20 protein-coding genes are annotated in these 22,145 nt (G+C 68.8%); 10 read left to right on the top strand and 10 right to left on the bottom strand.

The genetic code is table 11. The features are described from left to right. Nucleotides 1–22 precede the first annotated feature (22 nt). Together QCD75_RS05815 and QCD75_RS05810 are read left to right on the top strand one after the other, a co-directional pair. A complete protein-coding gene (locus QCD75_RS05815) occupies nt 23–1,402 on the top strand; it encodes a hypothetical protein (RefSeq protein WP_301226604.1) in 1,380 nt (459 codons plus the stop codon). After that, a complete protein-coding gene (locus QCD75_RS05810) occupies nt 1,399–1,914 on the top strand; it encodes a hypothetical protein (RefSeq protein WP_301226602.1) in 516 nt (171 codons plus the stop codon). The genes QCD75_RS05815 and QCD75_RS05810 overlap by 4 nt, the downstream gene beginning before the upstream one ends. A gap of 103 nt (nt 1,915–2,017) precedes the next feature. On the opposite strand, the gene QCD75_RS05805 is transcribed toward QCD75_RS05810, so the two are convergent. The 5 genes from QCD75_RS05805 to QCD75_RS05785 all read right to left on the bottom strand — a co-directional run bounded on the left by QCD75_RS05805 (nt 2,018) and on the right by QCD75_RS05785 (nt 6,846). Then, complete coding sequence (locus QCD75_RS05805) at nt 2,018–2,845, bottom strand: alpha/beta fold hydrolase (protein WP_301226600.1); 828 nt, start codon at nt 2,843–2,845, stop codon at nt 2,018–2,020. Nucleotides 2,846–2,849: 4 nt separating this feature from the next. Further along, nucleotides 2,850–3,179, bottom strand: coding sequence for a biotin/lipoyl-containing protein (locus QCD75_RS05800; RefSeq protein WP_301226598.1), 330 nt, complete (start codon nt 3,177–3,179; stop codon nt 2,850–2,852). Next, entirely contained in the window at nt 3,172–4,215 is a 1,044-nt protein-coding gene (locus QCD75_RS05795; RefSeq protein ID WP_301226596.1) for an alpha-ketoacid dehydrogenase subunit beta, read from the bottom strand. Before QCD75_RS05795 ends, QCD75_RS05800 begins: the two co-directional genes overlap by 8 nt. Further along, entirely contained in the window at nt 4,208–5,242 is a 1,035-nt protein-coding gene (locus QCD75_RS05790; RefSeq protein ID WP_301226594.1) for a thiamine pyrophosphate-dependent enzyme, read from the bottom strand. Before QCD75_RS05790 ends, QCD75_RS05795 begins: the two co-directional genes overlap by 8 nt. A gap of 191 nt (nt 5,243–5,433) precedes the next feature. Continuing rightward, nucleotides 5,434–6,846 carry an amino acid permease gene (locus tag QCD75_RS05785; RefSeq protein ID WP_301226592.1) on the bottom strand — a complete coding sequence of 471 codons (1,413 nt, stop codon included), beginning with the start codon at nt 6,844–6,846 and terminating at the stop codon, nt 5,434–5,436. A gap of 175 nt (nt 6,847–7,021) precedes the next feature. On the opposite strand from QCD75_RS05785, the gene QCD75_RS05780 reads away from it, so the two are divergent. From QCD75_RS05780 to QCD75_RS05755, 6 genes are all read left to right on the top strand, one after another. Further along, complete coding sequence (locus tag QCD75_RS05780) at nt 7,022–7,495, top strand: Lrp/AsnC family transcriptional regulator (protein WP_301226590.1); 474 nt, start codon at nt 7,022–7,024, stop codon at nt 7,493–7,495. Between the two features lie 241 nt (nt 7,496–7,736). Continuing rightward, on the top strand, nt 7,737–8,390 hold the full coding sequence (locus tag QCD75_RS05775; protein ID WP_301226733.1) for an NUDIX hydrolase: 654 nt from the start codon (nt 7,737–7,739) through the stop codon (nt 8,388–8,390). Next, on the top strand, nt 8,387–9,700 hold the full coding sequence (gene nadA, locus QCD75_RS05770) for a quinolinate synthase NadA (protein ID WP_301226588.1): 1,314 nt from the start codon (nt 8,387–8,389) through the stop codon (nt 9,698–9,700). The genes QCD75_RS05775 and nadA overlap by 4 nt, the downstream gene beginning before the upstream one ends. Beyond that, the gene (nadB, locus tag QCD75_RS05765; protein ID WP_301226586.1) at nt 9,697–11,451 is read left to right on the top strand and encodes an L-aspartate oxidase; all 1,755 of its coding nucleotides are present in this window, start codon (nt 9,697–9,699) and stop codon (nt 11,449–11,451) included. Before nadA ends, nadB begins: the two co-directional genes overlap by 4 nt. Continuing rightward, nucleotides 11,448–12,431, top strand: coding sequence for a carboxylating nicotinate-nucleotide diphosphorylase (gene nadC, locus QCD75_RS05760; protein WP_301226584.1), 984 nt, complete (start codon nt 11,448–11,450; stop codon nt 12,429–12,431). The genes nadB and nadC overlap by 4 nt, the downstream gene beginning before the upstream one ends. After that, nucleotides 12,428–13,585: a cysteine desulfurase family protein gene (locus tag QCD75_RS05755; RefSeq protein ID WP_301226582.1), complete on the top strand. Its 1,158-nt coding sequence runs from the start codon at nt 12,428–12,430 to the stop codon at nt 13,583–13,585. Before nadC ends, QCD75_RS05755 begins: the two co-directional genes overlap by 4 nt. A gap of 151 nt (nt 13,586–13,736) precedes the next feature. On the opposite strand, the gene QCD75_RS05750 is transcribed toward QCD75_RS05755, so the two are convergent. Together QCD75_RS05750 and QCD75_RS05745 are read right to left on the bottom strand one after the other, a co-directional pair. Further along, nucleotides 13,737–14,228 carry a GtrA family protein gene (locus tag QCD75_RS05750; RefSeq protein WP_301226580.1) on the bottom strand — a complete coding sequence of 164 codons (492 nt, stop codon included), beginning with the start codon at nt 14,226–14,228 and terminating at the stop codon, nt 13,737–13,739. 4 nt (nt 14,229–14,232) lie between these two features. After that, entirely contained in the window at nt 14,233–14,907 is a 675-nt protein-coding gene (locus tag QCD75_RS05745; RefSeq protein WP_301226578.1) for a DUF1684 domain-containing protein, read from the bottom strand. Between the two features lie 167 nt (nt 14,908–15,074). Between QCD75_RS05745 and QCD75_RS05740 the strand changes: the two genes are divergently transcribed. Together QCD75_RS05740 and QCD75_RS05735 are read left to right on the top strand one after the other, a co-directional pair. Beyond that, entirely contained in the window at nt 15,075–15,923 is an 849-nt protein-coding gene (locus QCD75_RS05740) for a hypothetical protein (protein WP_301226577.1), read from the top strand. Nucleotides 15,924–15,996: 73 nt separating this feature from the next. Further along, complete coding sequence (locus tag QCD75_RS05735) at nt 15,997–16,803, top strand: transglutaminase-like domain-containing protein (RefSeq protein ID WP_301226576.1); 807 nt, start codon at nt 15,997–15,999, stop codon at nt 16,801–16,803. 9 nt (nt 16,804–16,812) lie between these two features. Here QCD75_RS05735 and QCD75_RS05730 read toward each other — a convergent pair whose 3' ends face one another. From QCD75_RS05730 to QCD75_RS05720, 3 genes are all read right to left on the bottom strand, one after another. Continuing rightward, on the bottom strand, nt 16,813–17,274 hold the full coding sequence (locus QCD75_RS05730) for a MarR family winged helix-turn-helix transcriptional regulator (protein ID WP_301226574.1): 462 nt from the start codon (nt 17,272–17,274) through the stop codon (nt 16,813–16,815). Beyond that, a complete protein-coding gene (locus QCD75_RS05725; protein WP_301226572.1) occupies nt 17,274–18,395 on the bottom strand; it encodes an LLM class flavin-dependent oxidoreductase in 1,122 nt (373 codons plus the stop codon). The genes QCD75_RS05730 and QCD75_RS05725 overlap by 1 nt, the downstream gene beginning before the upstream one ends. Nucleotides 18,396–18,845: 450 nt before the next feature. Further along, on the bottom strand, nt 18,846–22,082 hold the full coding sequence (locus tag QCD75_RS05720; protein ID WP_301226570.1) for an efflux RND transporter permease subunit: 3,237 nt from the start codon (nt 22,080–22,082) through the stop codon (nt 18,846–18,848). Nucleotides 22,083–22,145 lie beyond the last annotated feature (63 nt).

The raw sequence follows: 22,145 nt of genomic DNA, 5'->3' as shown, positions 1-22,145 counted from the left end.
CGAATGGAAAAACGCCTGTAGCATGTCCGGTGGATGGCAGGCCGTGCTGGCGGCACGGCGTGTGGGGCCGAACTACCTGGGGGAATCAATGGCCGGAACCTTGTATGGCGCGGATGTGGCGCAGCTGCGCACCCTTGCCTCGCAGGCCGGAAGCAGCGCCTCGGCACTCAACGGCCTGCGCCGCCGGCTGGCGGCCGACTTGGCGGCGTCCCGCCACTGGCAGGGCAACGATGCCAGAAGCTTCAGATCGGACTGGGAAACGGCCCATTCCCGTTCCATGGTCCAGGCGGTCCATCTGCTGGAGACGATGCAGCGGGAGCTCACTGCCAACGCGGACCAGCAGGAGCACGCCAGCAGCGCCGGCTCGGCTGCCATGCCGGCCGCCCCGGCGGGGCCGGCGGCACCGCCGGGCGCCCTGCCCACCCCTGCCGAGCTGGCGGCACTGTCTCCGCAGCAGGTCCATGACCTGTGGCCGGGCCTTGGCGCGGAAAGGCAGGCTGAGTTCTCCCGGCTCCACCCCTTCACGGCCGGCAACCTGGACGGGCTCCCCATTTCCGTCAGGATCGAGGCCAATAAGGTGGCTGCCGCCGGGCAACTGGCACTGCTTGACGCGAACGGGCCCAGCACGGGCGAGGAGGCCCGCTACCTCCGGAAAGTGCTGGCCCGCCAGATCAGACTCGTCGCCTACGATCCAGGCAAGGGAAATCTCATCGAGCTGCTCGGCCGCTACGACGGGAGCACCACGACTGTCCTGACGTATGTCCCGGGCACGTTTGCGAAGGCGGGGGACTTTTACGCCGGCGGCGCCCAGAAAATGGCAGCCTACCTCCAGCAATCGGATCCGGCCGGGAGCACGGCGGCCTTTGTCTACAAGAACAGCGAGTTCCCCCAGGACCAGACGTTTGTGCAGTCGGCCGACAAGCCCTTTGGGGAGCAGGCGGGCCGGAGGCTCGCGGCCTTCGAAGAGGGCCTCGCGGCGCAGAACCCGCCCGCGGCCCAAACGGTGGCGGTGTCGCACAGTTGGGGCGAAGCTGCGGTAGCGTCGTCTGAGATGTTCGGGACACACTATGACAGCCAGATCTCCCTGTCCGGCGCCTGGATGCCGGAGGGCTGGAAAGCCGATCCTGCCACCGATTACCACCATTTCGCCTATGACTTTGACGCCCTTGCCACCGCCCAGCAGCTGGGGCTGGTGGGCGACAAGTACCCCTTGGGCGACCGAGCCTTCAGGAAGCACATCTACGATGACCCCGCCCGGAATTTTGAGTTCGGCCCGGTGAGGATCACAACGGATCCGATGGCCAAGATCGAGAACCACAGCCTGATCGCCAGCGCCCAGGACACCAGGAACCGGGAGGCTCGGGAGGACATCGCGCGCGCAATCTATGGGGGCCGCAAATGAGGGCCGCCGCACTTCTCACCCGGCTGTCTGCAGCCGCGTCCGTCACCTGCCTGGCCGCCGCACTGGCAGCCTGTGCCCCCGCCACCGAACCCCGGAGCCCCAGCATGGATCTTGCCACCGCCAAACAGTCCACCCGCGCCCAGCAGGACGAGCTGCTGGCCGCGGTCCCCTCCGCGGCGGTATCGACGACGAGGCACACCGAGACCTCCCGGGCCCTCTTCGAGTGCGAGGGCGGGGGCTACTACTGGCCGGGCACCATGGACGTGGTCCTGAGCGGGGACGCCGACGGCGCGGCGCTCCTGGCCCAGATCAAGGCAGACTGGTCGGCCAGGAACGGCTGGACCGTCCGGGACAAGACCAGCGTCAACGGGGACCCGGAACTGGTGATCGTCAGCGAGGAAGGGTTCCGGCACTCGGTCGAGTTCAACCCGCAGCGGAACGCGCTCAACGTCCTGTCCTCGTCCGCCTGCTTCCAGATGGCAGGAACCCCCGAACCGGGCGTCGACTACTAGCAGCCCGGAACCAACGCGAGGTCACCTACGGCCCATCCGGACGACGTGGATGGGCCGTAGGTGACCCCGCGTTGCAGTGAGTTGCAGTTGGACGGGCCGGAGGTCAGACGGCGAGGAAGCTGATGGCTCCCTGCTTGAAGGCGCGGCTGGTGATCGCGTTGGTGTGGTTCCGGCCCGGCAGGACCAGCTGTTCGACCATGGCACCGGCCTTCGCGCCCAGGGCGGCCAGTTCCGGCATTGACGCGGCGCGCTCATCCTTCTCACCGGCGACCAGCAGCATCGGCATGTGCGGCACCGCCTCGGCGGGATCGAACGGCTCGTTCTTGATGGCCTCCACCAGGGACAGCAGCGAGAAGATGTTGTTGCTGGGCAGCATCTGGGCCATCTTCAGAAGCCCGGCGGTGGACGCGTCGGTGATCGGGGTGCCGTCGGCCAGGTAGCGCTGCGCGGCGACCAGATCGAATTCAGCCAGCGGGTCGGCGACGTTCGGACCGCCCAGGACCAGCCGGTGCACCAGCTCGTGCTGGGTGGCGCCGAACTCCCAGGCGAGCCGGGAACCGAGCGAATAGCCGATCAGGTCCAGCCCGCTGGACGGGTCGCCGTCGCGCAGGGGGCGGACCCCGGCGTCGAACGCGATCTGCAGCAGGTCAGCGCGGATCCTGCTGGGCGTGTAAGAGTCCATGTCCTCGGGCGCCCCGCTGCGGCCGTGGCCGGGCAGGTCCACCGTGATGACGCGGCGGCCGGCCTCCAGCAGCGCGGTCAGCCAGCCGGTGTCCTCCCAGTTGAGTTTGGAGGAGGAGGAAAAGCCGTGCAGCAGCAGCACCGGGCGCAGTCCGGCGTCGGACGCGGGTTCATGCACACCGACAAACAGCTGGGGGTCGGTGCCCTCGACGGTGTGGGAATGCCGTTCGCCGGTGTGTCTGCCGCTCATGGTCTCAGTCCTCATCAAGTACGGCGCTCAGGCGGACCCGGCGCTTCGGTGCCTCTTCCTTCGGGACCGTGCCCACGATGCCGGCCGTGTTGTCCGGGACCTCAAACACAATCAGGGGCTCGCCGACATTGATTTTGTCACCGGGCCCGCCGTGGATACGCACCACTTTACCTGCCTGCGGGCTGGGCAATTCCACGGCTGATTTCGTGGTTTCAACCTCGACGAGGGGCTGGTTCCGCTCGACCTGGTCACCCGGGCCCACGAGCCATTCCAGCACGGTTGCCTCGATCAGGCCCTCGCCGAGGTCCGGAAGCGGGAAGGAAATTTCAGCCACGTTTGTACTCCAATACTCGCTGGATCCCGAAGAGGATCCGGTCAATGTTCGGGATGTATTCGTCTTCCAGGTCGCCCGAGGGATACGGGACATCGAAGCCGGTGACGCGTTCCACCGGCGCCCTGAGGGTGTCGAAGCAGCCCTGGGTGATCAGCTGTGCCACCTCGGCGCCCAGCCCGGACGTCAGCGGCGCCTCATGGACGACGACGGCGCGCCGTGTCTTGCGCACGGAGGCGGCCAGCGCCGCGGCGTCGATCGGCTTGAGCCAGCGCAGGTCCAGGACCTCGATGTCGATCCCGTCCTCGGCGGCGAGTTCGGCCACCTGGAGGCAGCGGGCCACCATGGCGCCCCATGCGACGAGGGTCAGGTGCCGGCCCTCGCGCATGACCTTCGCGCCGGTGGGGGAGCCGCCGGCCGGGTCAGGACGGGCAACATCCACCTCGCCCTTCTGCCAGTAGCGTGACTTCGGCTCCATGAAGATCACCGGGTCCGGCCGCGTCGCCGCGTACTTGAGCAGGTGGTACGCCTCGTGCGGGTTCGACGGCGAAACCACCTTCAGGCCCGGCACATGGGCGAAGAGTGCCTCGAGGCTTTCGCCGTGGTGTTCAGGGGCGCGGATACCGCCGAAGCTGGGAACCCGCAGCGTGATGGGCATCGGCAGGGTGCCGCGGCTGCGGTAGTTCATCCGGGCGATCTGGCAGACGATCTGGTTGATGGCCGGGTAGGCGAAGCCGTCGAACTGCACCTCGGGAATGGGGTGGAACCCGGCCATCGCCAGGCCCACGGACATGCCGAGGATCCCCGACTCCGCGAGCGGGGTGTCAAAGACGCGCTGTTCGCCGTGCTTGGCCTGCAGGCCGTCGGTGATCCGGAAGACCCCGCCGAGCCGGCCGCAGTCCTCGCCGAAAATCAGGGTCTTCGGGTTCTCCGCCAGCACCTCGTCGAGCGCCCGGTTCAGGGCCTGCTGCATGGACATCACGGTGCCGGCTGCGGGGCTTTCCACTGAAGTTTCGCTTTCGAGAATCGAGTTAGACATGTTCGGACTCCTCGCGCCAGTTGGCGGCCTGGGCCTGCAGGGCAGGGGTGGTTTCCTGGAAGACCAGGTCAAACATTTCGGTGCCGGGGCGGGAGCCGAGGGCCTGGATGCCGGTGCGGATCTGTTCCTCCTCTGCCTTGGCCGCGGCGAGTGCCCCGGCGAAGAAGGCCTCGTCGGCGACGCCGTCGGCGAGCAGCCGCTGCCGGAAGCGCTGCAGCGGGTCCAGGCCGGCGCCGTCGCGCTCCTCATCGAGAGAGCGGTACCGTCCGGGATCGTCGGAGGTCGAATGCGGGCCGCGGCGGTAGGTCATGGCTTCGATGAGCACGGGGCCCCTGCCGGAGCGGGCATGCGCAAAGGCGCGCCTGGTGGCCTCGACGACGGCGACGACGTCGTCGCCGTCGATCTGCAGTGCCGGCATGCCGTAGCCGGCGGCACGGGCGGCGACGGAGCCGCCGGCCACCTGGCGTTCGGTGGGGACCGAGATGGCCCAGCCGTTGTTCTGGACGAAGAACACCACGGGGGCTTTCATCACGGCGGCGAAGTTCAGGGCCTCGTGGACATCGCCCTGGGAGGAAGCGCCGTCGCCGAAGTACGTCATCGCGACGCCGTCTTTGCCGTCCAGGGTCTGGCCGTGGGCCCAGCCGACGGCGTGCAGCACGGAGCCGGCCACGACGGCCTGGATCGGGGCGAGCCGGGATTCCAGCGGGTCGTACAGGCCGCCGTGCCAGGTGGCCTTGTGGGTGGACATGTACGCCACCATGTCGATGCCCATGGTGCGGGCCACCCCCATCTCGCGGTAGGTCGGGAAGACGAAGTCCCGGGTGGTGTCCACGGCGTAGCCGCTGCCCACCTGGGCCGCCTCCTGGCCGATTTCCGGGGCATAGCCCGGGATGATCCCCTGGCGCTGCCAGGCGATGGCCGAGGTATCGAGGTGGCGGACCGCCACCATCAGCGAATAGAGCTCGCGGAGCTGGGCAGGTGTCAGCGGTTCGGCGGCGCCGCCGGAAGCCGCGGGAAGTGTATCCATGGCTGTGACCCTAGTCACCCGCCGGGCGGTGCGCAATCAGCCGTTAAATGAGTGACCAGACTGCACAAAAGTGCCAGCCCGCCACGCATTTGGGTCAACAATTTGTGCAGTCCGGTCAGCTTGCAGGGCCTCGCCCGGCTAGCCTGCGGCTAGCGCCCGGCGTGCGCCCGGCTACCGTCCGGCTCGCCCGGCTACTGTCCGGCGTCGGCGGGCCCGGCCTGCCCGGCCGGTTCCGCGGCGCGGTTCCGGGTCAGCCGGGCGCCGATCCAGCAGGCCGCCGCAATGCCGGCGACCAGGACGATGGTGCTGACGAGCTGCCTGCTGCTGTCCGGGCTGCTGAAGCCGACGGCGAAGATCAGGGCCAGGAGCACCAGGCCGAAGATCGTCAGTCCCGGAAAGCCCTTCATCCGCAGCGGGAGGGTGGTGCCCTCGCGGTCGGCGCGGCGGCGCAGGATCAGCTGGGACACGAGCGCCGAGCCCCAGACCATCAGGCAGGTCGAGCCGACCAGCTGGAACAGCGCCGGAAGGATTCGCTCCGGAAAGACCAGCTCGAGCACGGCGGCCAGGAACCCGAAGGCCACGGAGACGCCGACGGCGAGCATCGGCACCCGTGACTTGTTCACTTTCGACAGGAAGCGGGGGGCCTCGCCGCGTTCGGACAGCGAGTAGACCATCCGGGACGCGCCGTAGAGGTTCGCGTTCAGGGCCGAGAGGAGCGCGACGACGGCCACCAGGGTGATGGCGGCACCGGCGCCGGGGATGCGGGCCTGGTCCAGGACGCCGGCGAAGGGCGATGCCAGGGCGTCCGAGGTGTACGGAAGGACGGCGGCAATGACGAAGACCGAGCCGATGTAGAAGACCAGGATCCGCCACACGACGGTGCGGATCGCCTGGGCCACGCTGTGCTGGGGGTTCTCGGTTTCGGCGGCGGCCACACTGACAATCTCGGTGCCGCCGAAAGCGAAGATGACCACGAAGAGCGCCGTGGCGATGCCGCCCAGGCCGGCCGGGGCGAAGTCGGCAGTGATGTTGGACAGGCCGGGGGACTCGACATCCGGCAGCCAGCCCAGCAGCAGGGCGGTCCCGATGCCCAGGAACAGCAGGATGGCGGCCACCTTGAGGATGGCGAACCAGAACTCGAACTCGCCGAAGTTCTTAACGCCGGCGAGGTTGATCGCGGTGAACAGCACCATGAAGATCAGGGACAGGGCCCAGACCGGGATCACAGGCCACACCGTGAAGAGCAGCGCTGCGGCGCCGAGGGCCTCGGCGGCGATGACCACCACCAGCTGCAGCCACCAGAGCCAGCCCACGGTGGCCCCCGCGGTGCGGCCCATGGCCTTGGCGGCGTAGACGGAAAACGCGCCGCTGTTGGGGTTGGCTGCGGCCATTTCGCCGAGGGCCCACATCACGAGGATGATCAGGGTTCCGGCGACGAGGTAGGAAATCAGGACGGCGGGTCCGGCGGCCTTGACGCCGGCCCCCGAGCCCAGGAACAGGCCGGCGCCGATGGCACTGCCGAGTCCCATCATGGTGAGTTGGCGTGGCTTCATGCTGTGGCCGAGTTTCAGGCCGGGGCGCTCTGCGGTGGACTTCATTGTCATGCTGGCGAACCTTCGTGTGGTTTGGATCATTGGTCCTTGTGGGACCCCTTGAATTTACCGCCACGGAGCGGGGTCGCGGTGCGCCGGCCGTGAGAACATGGTGGCAGTTTGATGGCAGGAAACGCAGGATTCCCGACGGTTTGTGATGCGAACCCGGCTTCAGGAGGAACATTTGATGGACGTTGACCCTCTGGACGCGAAGATTGTCCGATTCTTCACCGATTCGCCCCGCGCCTCGGTGTTGGAGGCCTCCCGTGTGCTCAAGGTTGCGCGCGCCACCGTGCAGTCACGGCTGGACCGGATGCAGGACAGCGGGGTTATCGGCTCGTGGGTGCCGCAGCCGGATCCGGCCCGCTTCGGTTTTCCCGTGGTCGCCTTCTGCTCCCTGACGATCAATCAGGACCTGGGGCACGACGCGGTCGTCGAGGCCCTCGCGGCGATCCCGGAACTGATCGAAATCCATACCGTCTCCGGCAGTTCGGACCTGATGGCCCGCATTGCGGCCCGCTCCAACCCGGACCTGCAGCGTGTGCTCGACGCCATGATTGCGACCAGGACGGTGCTCCGTTCCTCCTCGGTGATTGTGCTCAACACGCATTTCCAGGGCCGCACGCTCCCGCTGCTGGAAGCCGCCGCCGCGGGGGAGTGAGCCGTCCGGCCCCCGGGCGCACCCGGAAGCGCCCGAATGTGAGCTGAAACATTTTGCCCCCGGCCGGCCGCGTCGTAGAATTAGTTCTAGTCATTTTGACTATAACTAATCCGGCGGTCGGGCCGGAACATCCGGGCCATCCCAGGGGAGCGGTCCGGAGCCTGAGAATGCGGGGTGAACCACCGTTTACACAACAGCAGCCAACGTCGCGGAACGCCAGCTCGCGCCGCCGTCGCTGGCCATCTCCACGGTGATCTTCGCCCTGCGCCCCAGCGAGCGTTCCGGACGCCCCACCCTCTGGATCCCGCTGGTACGCCGGATCCGCGAACCCTTCAAGGGCTTGTGGGCACTGCCCGGCGGCCCGCTGACCCATTCCGAGTCCCTGCCGGACGCCGCCTCGCGCAACCTCCAGGAGACCACCGGCCTGGCGCCCAGCTACCTCGAACAGCTCTACGCGTTCGGCGGGCTGCACCGTTCGCCCACCCAGCGTGTGGTTTCCATCGTGTACTGGGCGCTGGTGCAGCCCACCGAGGCCGCGCTCGCGGCCGAATCCGAAAACGTGCGGTGGTTCCGCGCGGACCGGCTCGGCGAACTGGCCTTCGACCACAACGCCATCATCGAATACGCGCTCTGGCGGCTCCGCAACAAGATGGCCTACGGATCCATCGCGTACCACCTTCTGGGCGAATACTTCACCCTCGCGCAGGTCCGGGAGGTCTACGAGGCCGTCCTGGACCGCGAACTGGACCCGGCCAACTTCCGCCGGCAGGTCAAAGCCACGCCGGAGATCGAAGAAACCGACCAGTACCTGCAGGGCGGCAAACACCGCCCGCCCCGCCTCTATCGCTTTACCGGCCGCCCAGGCCTTGACCCAGACAACAGGAGCACACCATGAGCAGCGTCAACACGGCGATCCAGCTGATCACGCGCGACCAGGCCGCCAGCAGCGCCAAGGGCATTGCAGCAGGCGCCTCCACCTGCAGTCCGGCGCTCGCCCGCGGCCCCTGGGACTACGACCTCGCCGAGGCCCTCGCCGGTGTGCCCGCCTACGGCCCCGGCGCCTCCGTCGCGGACCGCGCCCCGGCGTCGACCCCCCGGCAGGGCCAGTTGCCCGAGGAGTACAAGCGTGCCGGCGACGCCGAGCTCGACGCGCGGATCCGGGCCGCCAAGGCAACGCTCGGGGACCGCGCCGTGGTGCTGGGCCACTTCTACCAGCGCGACGAGGTGGTGGAGTACGCCGACTTCGTGGGGGACTCGTTCCAGCTGGCCAACGCCGCGCTGACGCGCCCGGATGCCGAGGCCATCATCTTCTGCGGCGTGCACTTCATGGCCGAGACCGCGGACATCCTGTCCCGGCCGGACCAGGCCGTGATCCTGCCCAACCTCGCCGCGGGCTGCTCCATGGCGGACATGGCGGACATCGACTCCGTGACCGAGTGCTGGGAACAGCTCGAGGAGCTCTTCGGCACCGAGCCCGACGCCGACGGCCGGGTCCCGGTCGTCCCGGTCACCTACATGAACTCCTCCGCCGCCCTCAAGGGCTTCTGCGGCGAGCACGGCGGCATCGTCTGCACCTCCTCCAACGCCGCCACGGTGCTGGAATGGGCCTTCGAGCGCGGCCAGCGCGTGCTGTTCTTCCCGGACCAGCACCTGGGCCGCAACACCGCCAAAGCCATGGGCGTGCCGCTGGAGCAGATGCCGATGTGGAACCCGCGCAAGGACCTCGGCGGCAACGAAGAGCAGGCCCTGCAGGACTCCCGCGTGATCCTGTGGCACGGCTTCTGCTCGGTCCACAAGCGCTTCAACGTCGGCCAGATCGAAAAGGCCCGCGCCGAATTCCCGGGCGTGCAGGTGATTGTGCACCCGGAATGCCCGATGGAAGTGGTGGACGCCGCCGATTCCGCCGGATCCACCGACTTTATCCGCAAGGCCATTGCCGCCGCGACCGAACCCGCCGTCTTCGCCGTCGGCACCGAGATCAACCTCGTCAACCGGCTGGCCGCGGAGAATCCGCAGCACACGATCTTCTGCCTGGACCCGGTGATCTGCCCCTGCTCCACGATGTACCGCATCCACCCCGGCTACCTCGCCTGGGTCCTGGAAGCGCTCGTGAGGGGCGAGGTGGTCAACCGCATCACGGTGGAGGACGAGGTCGCCGCCCCGGCGAAGGTTGCACTCGAGCGGATGCTGGCGGCGCGGCCGTGACCAGGCGGCTGGTGGTGGTCGGCAGCGGCATCGCGGGACTGTACGCGGCGCTGCTGGCGTCCGACGCGGTGCTCGACGGCCAGCCGGCCTGTGAGGTGGTGCTTCTGAGCAAGGGAACCCTGGAGCAGAGCAACACCTTCTACGCCCAGGGCGGGGTCTCGGCCGTGCTCACGGCGGGGGAGGCGGCGCCCGGCGATTCCGTCGCGGCGCATATCGCCGACACCCTCGCCGCCGGCGCGGGGCTCAACGACCCCGAGGCCGTGCGGGTTCTGTGCGCCGAAGCGGCAGGGGACATCGCAGGCCTGCAGCGGTTCGGTGTGCACTTCGACGCCGGACCCGGCGGAGGCCCGGCGCTTGGCCTGGAAGCCGCGCATTCCGCCGCGCGCATCCTGCACGCCGGCGGAGACGCGACGGGCGCCCGTATTGCCCGTGCGCTCGTCGCCGCCGTCCTGGACCGCGCGCTCCAGGGCAGGCTGCGGGTCGAGACCAACACCTTCGTGACCGAACTGCTCACCCGACACCAGGGACCGGGTTCGACGGCGGACGCCGCCCGGGTCACCGGAGTCGCCTACCTCTGCAACGGGCAGCCCCGGCAGCTGGACGCCGACGCGGTGCTCCTGGCCACCGGAGGTGCCGGCCGGTTGTTCGCCCGGACCAGCAACCCCTCCGTCGCCACGGCCGATGGACTGGCCCTTGCCTGGCGGGCGGGTGCCGCCGTCCGCGACCTGGAGTTCTTCCAGTTCCACCCCACCACGCTGGCTGCGGACGAGGTTCCCGGGGGGCCGCCGGAGCTGCTCATCTCCGAAGCCGTCCGCGGGGAAGGCGCCGTCCTGCTCGACGCCGCCGGCTACCGCTTTATGCCGGACTACCATCCCGACGCCGAGCTGGCCCCGCGCGACGTCGTCTCCCGCAGCATTGCCCTGCACCTCGCCGCGACCGGCGCGCGGCCGGACAGCCCCGTCTTCCTGGACGCCCGGGGGATCGAGGCCTCCCGCGGTCCCGGTTTCCTGGCGCGGCGTTTCCCCACCATCACCGCGGCCACCCGCGCCGCCGGCTACGACTGGACCGCTCAAACGCTTCCGGTGTCCCCGGCGGCCCACTACTGGATGGGCGGCGTGTCCACGGATCTTTGGGGGCGCACCACCGTCCCGGGGCTCTATGCGGCCGGCGAAGCCGCATGCACGGGAGCGCAGGGCGCCAACCGGCTGGCGAGCAACTCCCTCCTGGAAGGACTTGTCTTCGGACGCCGTGCGGTGGAGGCATTCCTGGGCGCGGCGGGCACCGGACCGGCTCCGGCCCTGTCACCCGCCGGTGCCCGGGAAGAACTCCCGGCCGCGGAGACGGGGCAGGGCATTGTTCCGTTCAGCCGGGACGCGCTGCGGCGCCTCATGACCGGCGCGGCCGGGGTGATGCGCACCGGAGCGGGCCTCGACGCCGCCGCCGTCCGGCTTGCGGAATGGGCCACGTCCGGTGGGGACCGTGCCGGCCTGGACCAGTCCGCCCACGAGGACCTGAACCTGCTGCTCGCCGCCCGGCTGCTCGTGGCGGCAGCGCGCAACCGCACCGGCTCCGTGGGAGCCCACTACCGGGCCGATGCGGACACTCCCGCCCGTCGTGCCCTGCCCTCGGCCCCCGCCGTGCTCCCAGCACCCGCCGTGCTCGCAGCTCCCGCCGGCGCAACCCCGGCGGCCGGCCCGCACAGCCAGCGGCATGCCGCCGCCTCCCGTCCGAAACAAAGGATTTCGTCATGACAGCACCCGTTGCCGCCCGCCCTGCCGCCCTCCCGGTGACGGCCCTCGCCGGAACCCTGCCCGCCGCCGCCGTGGACACGGTGCTCCGGGTCGCCCTGAACGAGGACGCGCCCTACGGCGACATCACCTCTCAGACCCTCATCCCCGCGGACGCGCGGGCGACGGCGGTCCTGGCCGCCCGCGTACCCGGTGTGCTCAGCGGCGGGGAGGTCTTCGCGGCAGCGATGAAGCTCACGGACCCCGGTGCCGACGTCGAACTGCTCGTGGCCGACGGCGCGCCCTTTGCCGCCGGAACGGCGCTCGCCAGGGTCCGCGGGAACGCCCGCGCCGTGCTGCTCGCCGAGCGCGTGGCCCTGAACCTTGTCCAGCGGATGAGCGCCATCGCCACCAGGACGGCGGAGTTCGTCGCCCTTGTGGACGGCACGGGGGCGCGCATCACCGACACCCGGAAGACGACGCCGGGGCTGCGGGTGCTGGAGCGGTACGCCGTCCGCTGCGGCGGCGGGGCAAACCACCGCTTTGGCCTTTCCGACGCCGTGCTGGCCAAGGACAACCACCTGGCGGTCCTGACCGGGGGAGACCCGTCGAAGCTCACCGCGGTGCTCCGGGAGGCCAGGTCGCGCCTCGGGCACACCACGCACTTCGAGGTGGAGGTGGACAGCATGGACCAGATCGGACCGGTGCTGGCCGCCGGGGTCGACACCATCATGCTGGACAACTTCACCCTGGCGGACCTTGCCGCCGGGGTGGCCCTGGTGAACGGCCGGGCCCGGGTGGAGGCCAGCGGCAACGTCAACCTGGCCACCGTGGCCGGCATCGCCGCCACCGGAGTGGACGTCATCTCGATCGGCGGACTCACCCACAGTGTTGCCGCCCTGGACCTGGGCCTCGACATGGAACTGGGCCTGCACGGCAAATCGAACAGCGGATCGAACGGCGAATCGAACAGCGGACAGATGGCGGGCCGGGCGACACCGTGATTTTCCTCGACGCAGCCGCCACCACACCGGTGCGCCGCGAGGTGCTTGAGGCCATGTGGCCGTACCTCAGCGGGGACTTCGGCAACCCCTCGAGCCACCATTCGCTCGGCGACTCGGCCGCGACGGCGCTCGCCCGGGCACGGGCAGCGGTGGCCAGGGCGCTTGGCTGCCGGCCGGGCGAGGTCGTCTTCACCTCCGGGGGCACGGAAGCGGACAACCTCGCCGTCAAGGGGATTGCGCTGGCCCGCCGGGCCGCGGACCCCCGGCTGGACCGGGTGGTGATCAGCGCCGTCGAACATCCCGCCGTCGAGGAGTCCGCCCGCTACCTGGAGCGCGTGCACGGCTTCGCCGTCGACGTGGTGCCGGTCGATTCCTGCGGGCGCGTCACCGGGGATGCCCTGGCCGCCGCGCTCCGGCCGGAGACCGCCCTGGTCAGCATCATGTACGCCAACAATGAGGTGGGTACGGTACAGCCGGTCGCCCGGCTGGCCGCGCTAGCCCGCGCCCGGGGGATCCCGTTCCACACCGACGCGGTCCAGGCCGCCGGCTGGCTGCCGCTCGACACCGCAACTCTGGGGGTGGACGCCCTGAGTATCTCCGGACACAAACTGGGCGCGCCGAAAGGAAGCGGGGTGTTGTTCGTGCGCAGCCGGACCCGGCTGGAACCCGTGATCCACGGCGGCGGGCAGGAACGCGGGCGCCGCTCGGGGACCGAGAATGTGGCCGGGGCCGTGGCCCTCGCGACGGCGCTCACGCTTGCGCTGACCGACCAGCGGGACCGGGCGTCCCGCGTGGCCGCCCTGCGGGATGGTTTCATCCGCTCGGTGCAGGCTGGGGTGCCGGGCGCTGTCCTCACGGGCCATCCGAGCGAGCGGCTTCCCTCCGTCGCCTCGTTCTGCTTCCCGGGAACCAGCGGCGAATCCGTGCTCCTGGAACTCGAACGGCTGGGCGTCATCTGCTCCAGCGGCTCGGCCTGCGCGGCCGGTACGGACGAGCCATCCCCGGTGCTGCGGGCGATGGGCATCGAGGCCGAACTGGCGCAGACCGCGGTCCGGTTCAGCTTCGACTCCACAGTCACGGCCGCTGAACTGCAGGAGGCGGCGGCCGCAGTCCGCACCGCCGTCGGCAGCGTCCAGGCCCTCGGCTCCCCCTGACCCCGTTTGCCCTGTCACTTTTTGGTGCTCATCCCGCCGGCATGGGGACGTTATCTGACAGGGCAAGCCGGGCACGCGGGGCAAGCCGGGCACGCGGGGCAAGCCGGGCAAGCGGGGCACGCAGGGCACGCCGGGTTTCCCGTCGGACAACTCAGCGGTGCCGGGCCCTGCGGAATATCCAGTGCCGCAGCAGGGTGAAACGCACCGCCGTGGCAACGAAGCCGGAGAGTGTGGTGGTCCACAACTCAGCGGCGACCGTGGCGTCGGGGTTGATCCAGTGCAGGATGCCGAGGCTGCCGCCGGTGATCAGCAGCGCCACGAGGATCACGATCAGGCCGTTGACATGGTCGCGCTTCATCCGGTGGCGTTCGGTGATCTTGAAGGTGAGCCGCCGGTTCAGCGCCGTGTTCATCAACGAGGTGAGGATCAGGGCGGTCGCGTTGGCAGGCTGCGGCCCGAGGTACGGCCGGAGGAAGGCATAGAGTGCCAGCGACGTCACGGTGCAGACAACTCCGACGGCGGTGAACCTCAGCAGTTGCCGGACCAGCGGGTAGCGCAGCAGGCCCCGGTGCCGGCGGCGGACGGGAAAACGGACGGCAGGGCCGGCCGGGGCGGGGGAGTGCTCCTCGAGCTGGGCATCCATCCGGTCAGTACAGCTCGCCGACCGGGATCTCCACGGCCAGGCGGTTGGACGGGCCGGGGAGCGGGCATGCCCACGCCTCGTTGTAGGCGCAGGACGGGTTGTAGGCGAAGTTGAAATCGACGACGAACTCGGCCTCGGGGCCGGAACCCTGCACCCCGTGGAAGGCACCCTTGATGGTGTCCAGAAGGTAGCGGCCCGCGCCGTAGCTGCCGCCGGGCTGGCCGGCCGTGGCGTCACGGAACGGCACGAAGATGCCGCCGCCGTAGCCCCTGAGCTTCCACACGGCGAGCTGGCCCAGTTCCGGCAGATCGAAAGTGCCCAGCCGGACAAAATGAACCACACCGTCCGTCCCGGTTTCCACGTTCATTTCCCGTCCGGCGCCCTCTTTGGTGAGCGGAATGTGGAAGCGGTAGATCGGATCGTAGTCCGCCGTTTTGAGCCCGCCGAAGCTGGACTTCGCGGCCTCCGTCAGCGGAGACGCGGGATGTGTGCCGAACATCCGGTCCCGCTCCTGGCGCCAGTAGGAATGCGCCTCGGCCGGATCCTCTGCCGCGATCTTGCGCACAGTGGCGTAGAGCGCGAACGTCCGGAGCCGCCAGTCCGCGATGTCGACGGCGGAGATGTCCGCCACACTGTCCTGGTCCCCGGAATCCGTGGGGTCAAAATCCTGATCCGCCATGTCCCCAGCGTATCCCGCTTTCCCCGTGGCGAATCGCTCCCTCGGCGCCCGGACCCGGCACTGTGCCGGACCCGGACTTCCGCGCCCGCCGGCCTCCTCCGCCCGGGCATCCACGAAACGCTGGTCCGGGAACTCAGGGCGGCCCGAAGTCCCGCTACGCTGGCACCATGAATGGGACGGATACCTTCCGACGGGCTTCGGCCCGCGGCATCCGGATCGCCGCTGCCCTGGCGCTCACTGCGGCTGCACTGTCCGGCTGCAGCACTGACAACAAGGGCAACCCCGCCTGGACGGCGGGAGGCAGCCCGGGCGCAAGCGGAGGCGTGCCGTCCGCGGAAGCATCCGCGGGGAGCTCGACGCCGGGCGTGTCGCCGGGCTCGACGCCAGGCACGACGCCGGGGTCCACGGCCTCCGGTCCGGCGGAACCGGGTTCGACGGCGCAGGCCTGGAAGGTTTTCACGGACCCGGCGAAGCGAGTCAGCTTCGAGCTCCCGCAGGAGTGGATTGCCCAGTCGGTAACCCCGGAGCAGGGAGCCCTGCCCGGAGCGCTCAGGATCGAGGTCAAGGATGCCAAGGGCGGCTACCTCGCCACCCTGCGGACCGGTCTCCAGCCCCAGCCGGCTCCGGCCTGCACGGATGAGGCCGCGAAACCGTACGTCGTCGTCAGCAGTGTCCCGGTGGAACTGCCGCACCGCGGCGGCGACGGCACCATCGACCCGCATGTGGTGTTCCGGGTGATCCAGGGCTACAAGTACTTCGGCTCCTACGGCATCACCAACGTGGTCGGCGGCGCGGAAGGAAAGTCCTGCGTGCTGCAGAACCTGGTCCGCGGCCCCGAGGGCACGGGGGACTACTCTTTCGCCGACCTGGCGGAGCTTAGGACGTACGCCGCGGACCAGAAGGTTGCACCGGCCAAGGCTTTTGACACCCTTGACCAGGCGGCCAAATACGTCAACGAAGGCTCGGAATTCGCCGACGTCCAGCGGATGCTAATGTCTCTGGAGATCAAAAACTAGTCCCGCGCCGCCCGGACACACCCGGGCCGGAAGCGGTGACTTCACGCGCCCTACCCTCACACCCCGGAGATTCATGGAACGCTCTGTTGCCGCCCGCATGGCCTTCAAAACCGTGGCCGACACCAAGGTCGCCCTGGCGGTGTCCGTGGCACGCAACGCAGGCTACAGCGGCCTTGCGGAGTCCTTGTCCGTGACCTCCGGCGGTGAAGACGTCCCCCTCACCGAGCTTTCGGACCACCATGGGGGGCGCTTCCACTACATGGAATTCGCTGAACCCACCGAAGTGCTCGTGGAGTACACGGCCACCGTCACCGGCTTCGCGCTGCCCGAGGAACCACGGCTGATGGAACTCATCCGCTACGTCCGGCCGAGCCGGTACGCCGAGTCCGACCGGCTCCTGCCGACTGCCTACGCGGAATTCGGCGGCCTGCAGGGCAGCGAGCTGGTGCACGCGGTGCGCAATTGGGTCTTCAGCGAGCTGCGTTATATCAGCGGATCCTCACGGGGGACCGACGGCGCCGTCGAGACTCTCCTGAACCGCCGCGGAGTCTGCCGCGACTTCGCCCACCTGGCGATCTCGCTGCTGCGCGCCAAGAATGTTCCGGCGAGGCTGGCCGCGGTCTACGCCCCAGGACTGAGCCCCATGGACTTCCACGCCGTGGCCGAGGCCCACATCGACGGCGCCTGGTACGTCATTGACCCGACGGGCCTGGCGCCGCGGGAGAGCATGCTCCGGATCACCGCCGGCCGTGATTCCTCGGACACGGCATTCCTGTCGACGGTGGGCGGCAGCCTGTCACTGACCCAACTCCAGGTCACCGCCATCGTCGACGGCGAACTGCCGGCCGAAGATCCGGCCAAGCTCGTGTCCCTCCAGTAGGGCTAACCCTCAGCGCGCCGTCACCGAGGCCCGCAGCTTTTCCGTGAGACGCAGCAGCTCCTGCTGCTCGGCCGCCGTCAGCGCCGGGCCCACCAGGGCGGCGATGTCGCGGACGTGCTCCCGGCCGATCTGCTTCTGCAGCTCCAGGCCGGCTTCGGTGAGCCTGACCAGAACGCCGCGGCCGTCGTCCGGTGCCGGCATCCGCTCCACCAGACCGCGCCTTTCGAGACGCTCCACGAGCCGGCTGAGGCTGGACTGGCTCAGCAGCACGTGGTCGTTCAGCTCGTTCTGGCGGAGCCATCCGGACGGACAGCGCGAGAGCGTGAACAGCACGTCGTACTCGTTCAGGGCAAGGGTTTTGAAGGCGGGGCCGGCCTGCAGCCTGCGCATGACCGCCACCTGGGCGCGGAACAGGGATTCCCAGGTTTCCGCGGCCAGACGCACCGGTGACTCGCTGGTCTTGGTGGACATCACACGCTCTTGGGGCTGGCGGTTTCGCCGGAGGACTGCCCGGCCGAGGCCAGGGTTGCGGCGACGCGCCCGGCGTGGGTGGGCGGTTCGGGGACATGGGCCGGGGTCTTCTCTGCGTATTCCTTGCGCAGGACCGGCAGGACCTCTTCGCCGAACAGGTCCAGCTGCTCCAGCACGGTCTTCAGCGGCAGGCCGGCGTGGTCGATCAGGAACAGCTGCCGCTGGTAATCGCCGAAGTACTCGCGGAAGGACAACGTCTTTTCGATGACTTCCTGCGGGCTGCCGACGGTCAGCGGGGTCTGTGAGGTGAAGTCCTCGAGCGACGGGCCGTGGCCGTAGACCGGGGCGTCGTCGAAGTAGGGGCGGAACTCCTTGACGGCGTCCTGCGAGTTCTTCCGCATGAAGAACTGTCCGCCGAGGCCCACAATGGCCTGGTCCGCCTTGCCGTGGCCGTAGTGCTCGTAGCGTTCGCGGTAGAGGCCGATCAGCTGCTGGTAGTGCTCCTTGGGCCAGAAGATGTTGTTGGCGAAGAAACCGTCGCCGTAGTAGGCGGCGACTTCGGCAATCTGCGGCGTGCGGATCGAACCGTGCCAGACGAAGGGGGCGACGCCGTCGAGCGGGCGCGGGGTGGAGGTGAAGTTCTGCAGCGGCGTGCGGTGCTTGCCGGACCAGTTGACGGTGTCCTCGTCCCAGAGACGGCGCAGGAGGCTGTAGTTCTCGATCGCGAGTTCGATTCCGTCCTGGATGTTCTTGCCGAACCAGGGGTAGACGGGGGCGGTGTTGCCGCGGCCCAAAACCAGGTCCACGCGGCCGTCGGCCAGGTGCTGGAGCATGGCGAAGTCCTCGGCGATCTTCACCGGATCGTTGGTGGTTATCAGTGTGGTCGCCGTGGAAAGGATGATTCGCTCTGTCTGGGCGGCGATGTAGGCCAGGGTCGTGGTGGGGGAGGAGGAGAAGAAGGGCCGGTTGTGGTGCTCGCCAATGGCGTAAACATCCATGCCGATTTCTTCGACCTTTTTGGCGATCGCCACGGACGCCTTGATACGTTCGTGCTCCGTGGGGGTCCGCCCCGTGGTGGGGTCGGTGGTGATGTCGCTGACGCTGAATACGCCGATCTGCATGATGTGCCTTCCGTGGCCGGAGTGTTCCGGGAGCTGTTTCTACTATAACCGATTTACATGCATTTGCATCTATCGACCGGTATAACGTCCGCCGCTCCCGAATATTCCCCGGTGTGCCGGGGGTCGCTGCGGGGATGTTCGGAGCGCTTGTGTTCCGGATAATCTTGACCGTTACTTCTGGCGGCCGGACGTCCCTGAAAGCTGCTGGCCGGTGCGCCGTTCGACGGCGTTCCGTTCAATCCCTACGGTGTGCCGATGCACGACGGTTCGTCATTGGGGGCCGATGCCATGCTGATGAAGGGCGAGGACATCCCGGAGGGCATGTTGTATCCGGTAACCCGGCATTCCGGCAACCCGGCGCGCGAAGTGAGGTTCCGCCGGCAGGAATCACGCCCCACGCCGCCACAAGGCAGTCTGCGTCCAGCTGGGGTGCCGGCGGTCGAACATGGGCTATCGCGAGCCGGTGGGGAGGCGCGCGTCGTCGGCAATGTCCTCGGGAAAGTCGTCGGGGACGGCCCCGGGGGCGGCCCGGCGGCCGCGGACGGGGGACGTCCCGGCGTCCTTGCCGGCAACCGCTCCGCTGCGCGCCGCCGCCCTGGCCAGGGCTTTCCGCTCGCGCCGGCCCTCCACCAGGCGGTACAGCACCGGGACCAGGACCAGGGTCAGGGCGGTGGAGGAGATCAGGCCGCCGATCACCACGATGGCGAGCGGCTGGGAGATGAAGCCGCCGCCGCCGGTCAGGCCCAAGGCCATCGGTGTCAGCGCGAACACGGTGGCCAGCGCCGTCATCAGGATCGGCCGGAGCCGCTGGCGGGCGCCATGGGTGATCGCGTCCGCCACGCTCATCCCGGGCTCGCCGTTGCGCGGCTGGCGGTATTGGTTGATGAGGTCGATCAGCACAATCGCATTGGTCACTACGATGCCCACCAGCATCAGCATGCCGATCAGTGAGGGCAGGCCCAGCGGCACGCCGGTGATGAGCAGCAGCCCGATGGCGCCGGTGGCCGCGAACGGCACGGAGACCAACAGGATCAGCGGCTGGATGAGCGATTTGAATGTGGCCACCATGATCACGTAGACGATGGCGATGGCGGCCAGCAGGGCGAGGCCGAGCTGGGCGAAGGATTCGGCCTGCTGGGTCGTGGCGCCACCGATTTCTGCGGTGACACCGGCGGGCAGCTGGACGGTCTTGAGCCTGGCCTGCACTTCGGTGCTCACCGCGCCGAGGTTGGCGCCCGACGGCGTGACGGACACGCGTGCGGTCCGCTGGCCGTTGCTGGCGGTAATCGAGACCGGAACGTCGACCTGCTCCACGGAGGCGATGCTGATCAGCGGCACGGGACCTGCCGGCGTCGGCAGCGGGGTCTGACGGACGGCGTCGATGCTGGTGAAGCGGGTCCCTTCGCCGATGCGGACCGGGAAGTCGTTGGTGTCGATGCGCACGGTTCCGGCCGGGATGGGGCTGATGGTGGAGGCAAGCACCCCTGCCACCTGTTGCTCGCTCAGGCCCGCCGCGACGGCTTTGGCCCGGTCCACCTTGACCTGCACCACCGGCTGGCTGGCGGCCAGGTTGGTGGCGACCTCGGAGGCCCCGGGGACACCGTCCATCGCCTGGACCATGGTGTCGCTCGCGGTCCGCAGATCGGCGGTCGTTGCAGCCTTGAGCGTGATGTCCACGGTCGATGACGTGCCGAAGCCGCCCTGCTGCGAGCCCACGGTGATCTTGCCCGAGTCAGGGATTCTGGCGAGTTCGCTGCGGACGGTGTCCTTGAGTTTGGACTGGTTGGCCTTCTCCTCCGTCACCACGGTGAAGCTGGAGTTCGAGGCGCCGGCCGACAGCAGCGCCGAGAAGCCGGTCTGGGCATTGCCGGTGGTGGCCTGGACGTCCTTGACGCCGTCGATGCCCCGCAGCACCTCCTCAACCTTGATCGCGGAGGCGCTGGCCTCGGCGAGGCTGGTCCCGGCGGGGAGCGCCTGTTTGACGGTCATGCTGTTTTCGCCGGAGTTGCCCAGCAGGTCGGTGGCCAGCAGCGGGGTCATGGCGGCGGTGCCGCCGAGGACCAGCAGGGCCGCGATCAGGGTCACAACCGGATGTTTCTGGGTCTTGGTCAGGATCGGCAGGTAGCCGCGCTGCAGGACAGTGCGTTGCTCCGCCTCATGGGCTGTCGCGGCGATTTCCCGGGCAGAGGCTTCCCGGGCTGTGGCCGCCCTGTCTGCGGGGTTGCGCAGGAACCAGTAGGCCAGCACCGGGACGATGGTCAGGGAAACGAGGAGCGAGGACAGCAGGGCGATGGTGACGGTCAGCGCGAACGGCCGGAACAGTTCTCCGGCCAGTCCGGCCACAAAGGCGATCGGCAGGAACACGGCAACGGTGGTGAGGGTGGAGGCCGTGATGGCGCCGGCGACTTCGCGGATGGACGTCTGGATCGCCGTGATCTTCGCCTCGCCGTAGCTCAGATGGCGTTTGATGTTCTCGATCACCACGATCGAGTCGTCCACGACGCGGCCGATCGCGATCGTGAGCGCGCCGAGGGTCAGGATGTTCAGCGAGTAGCCGGTGGCCGAAAGCCCGATGAACGTGATCAGCAGTGACAGCGGGATGGAAACCGCCGTGACCAGGGTGGCGCGGACGGACATCAGGAACACCAGGATCACCCCAACGGCGAAGCCGAGGCCGAGCAGGCCCTCCGTGGTGAGGTCCTTGATGGACTTCTCGATGAACGGCGCCTGGTCAAAGATCGGCGTGAACCGGGCGTTGGAGCCAAGCTCGGCCTCGAGCTGCGGGATGGAATCCTTGACCGCGTGGGAAATGGCCACCGTGTCGCCTTCGGGCTTTTTGGTCACGGAGAGGGCGAGGGTTTCCTGGCCGTTGGTGCGGGTGATGGAGGTGCGGGCATCCTCGGCGATGCTGACGTCCGCGACGCTGCCGATTGTTGCGGCGTTCTTGGCGCCGCCGAGCGGGAGCGCCTTGATCGCGTCGAGCGAGTCGACCGGGCTGCCGATCTGCAGCGAAAGGGTCTTGCCCTGTTCCTCGATGGTGCCGGCCGGAACGAGGGACCCGTTGTTCTTCAGCGCCTCGCTGATGGACTGGATTCTCGCACCGGAGGCTGCCATGGCCGCGGGGCGGGGGAGGATCTTGATGTGCTCCGTGGCGCCGCCGGTCACGTCGGCGCCGCGGACGCCGTCGATCTTTTGCAGCCGCGGCACGGTGAGCCGGGACAGATCGGCGTTCAGTTCGCTCAGGGGCTTGTCGGACGAGACCGCGAGGAACACGATCGGGAAGTCGCTGATGCTCCCGGCGATCGCCTGGGGCTGGACGTCGTCGGGCAGCGACCGTTTGGCGTTGGAGATGGCCCGGTCGATCTGGTTCCGGGCACGGTCCAGGTTCGAACCATAGGTGAACGCCAGGCTGATCTGGGAGACACCGCTGCGCGAAGTGGACGTCGTCGACTCGAGGCCCTCCACGCCCCTGAGCGCCGTCTCCAGCGGGCCGCTGACCTGCTTGTCCACCACTTCCGGGGACGCGCCCGGCATCGAGGTGATCACCGTGATCTGCGGGAACTCGATGGACGGGATGAGCTCCTGCTTGAGCGAGGACATCGTGATCACGCCGAAGACCGCCGCGAAGACGGTCACCAGCGCAATCAGGGCCCGGTTGGCCAGTGACAGCTTTGCGAGCCGGAACATCTCATTGTCTCCTGATGGGTCGACGGACGTACTTCAAAGGGGATCAAACCGACCGCAACCCGG

It is taken from the genome of Arthrobacter sp. PsM3 (genome assembly GCF_030433895.1).
Classification (GTDB): Bacteria; Actinomycetota; Actinomycetes; order Actinomycetales; family Micrococcaceae; genus Arthrobacter.
Note: the sequence above shows the minus strand (reverse complement) of the source record. Positions and strands in the feature narration are given on the sequence as shown.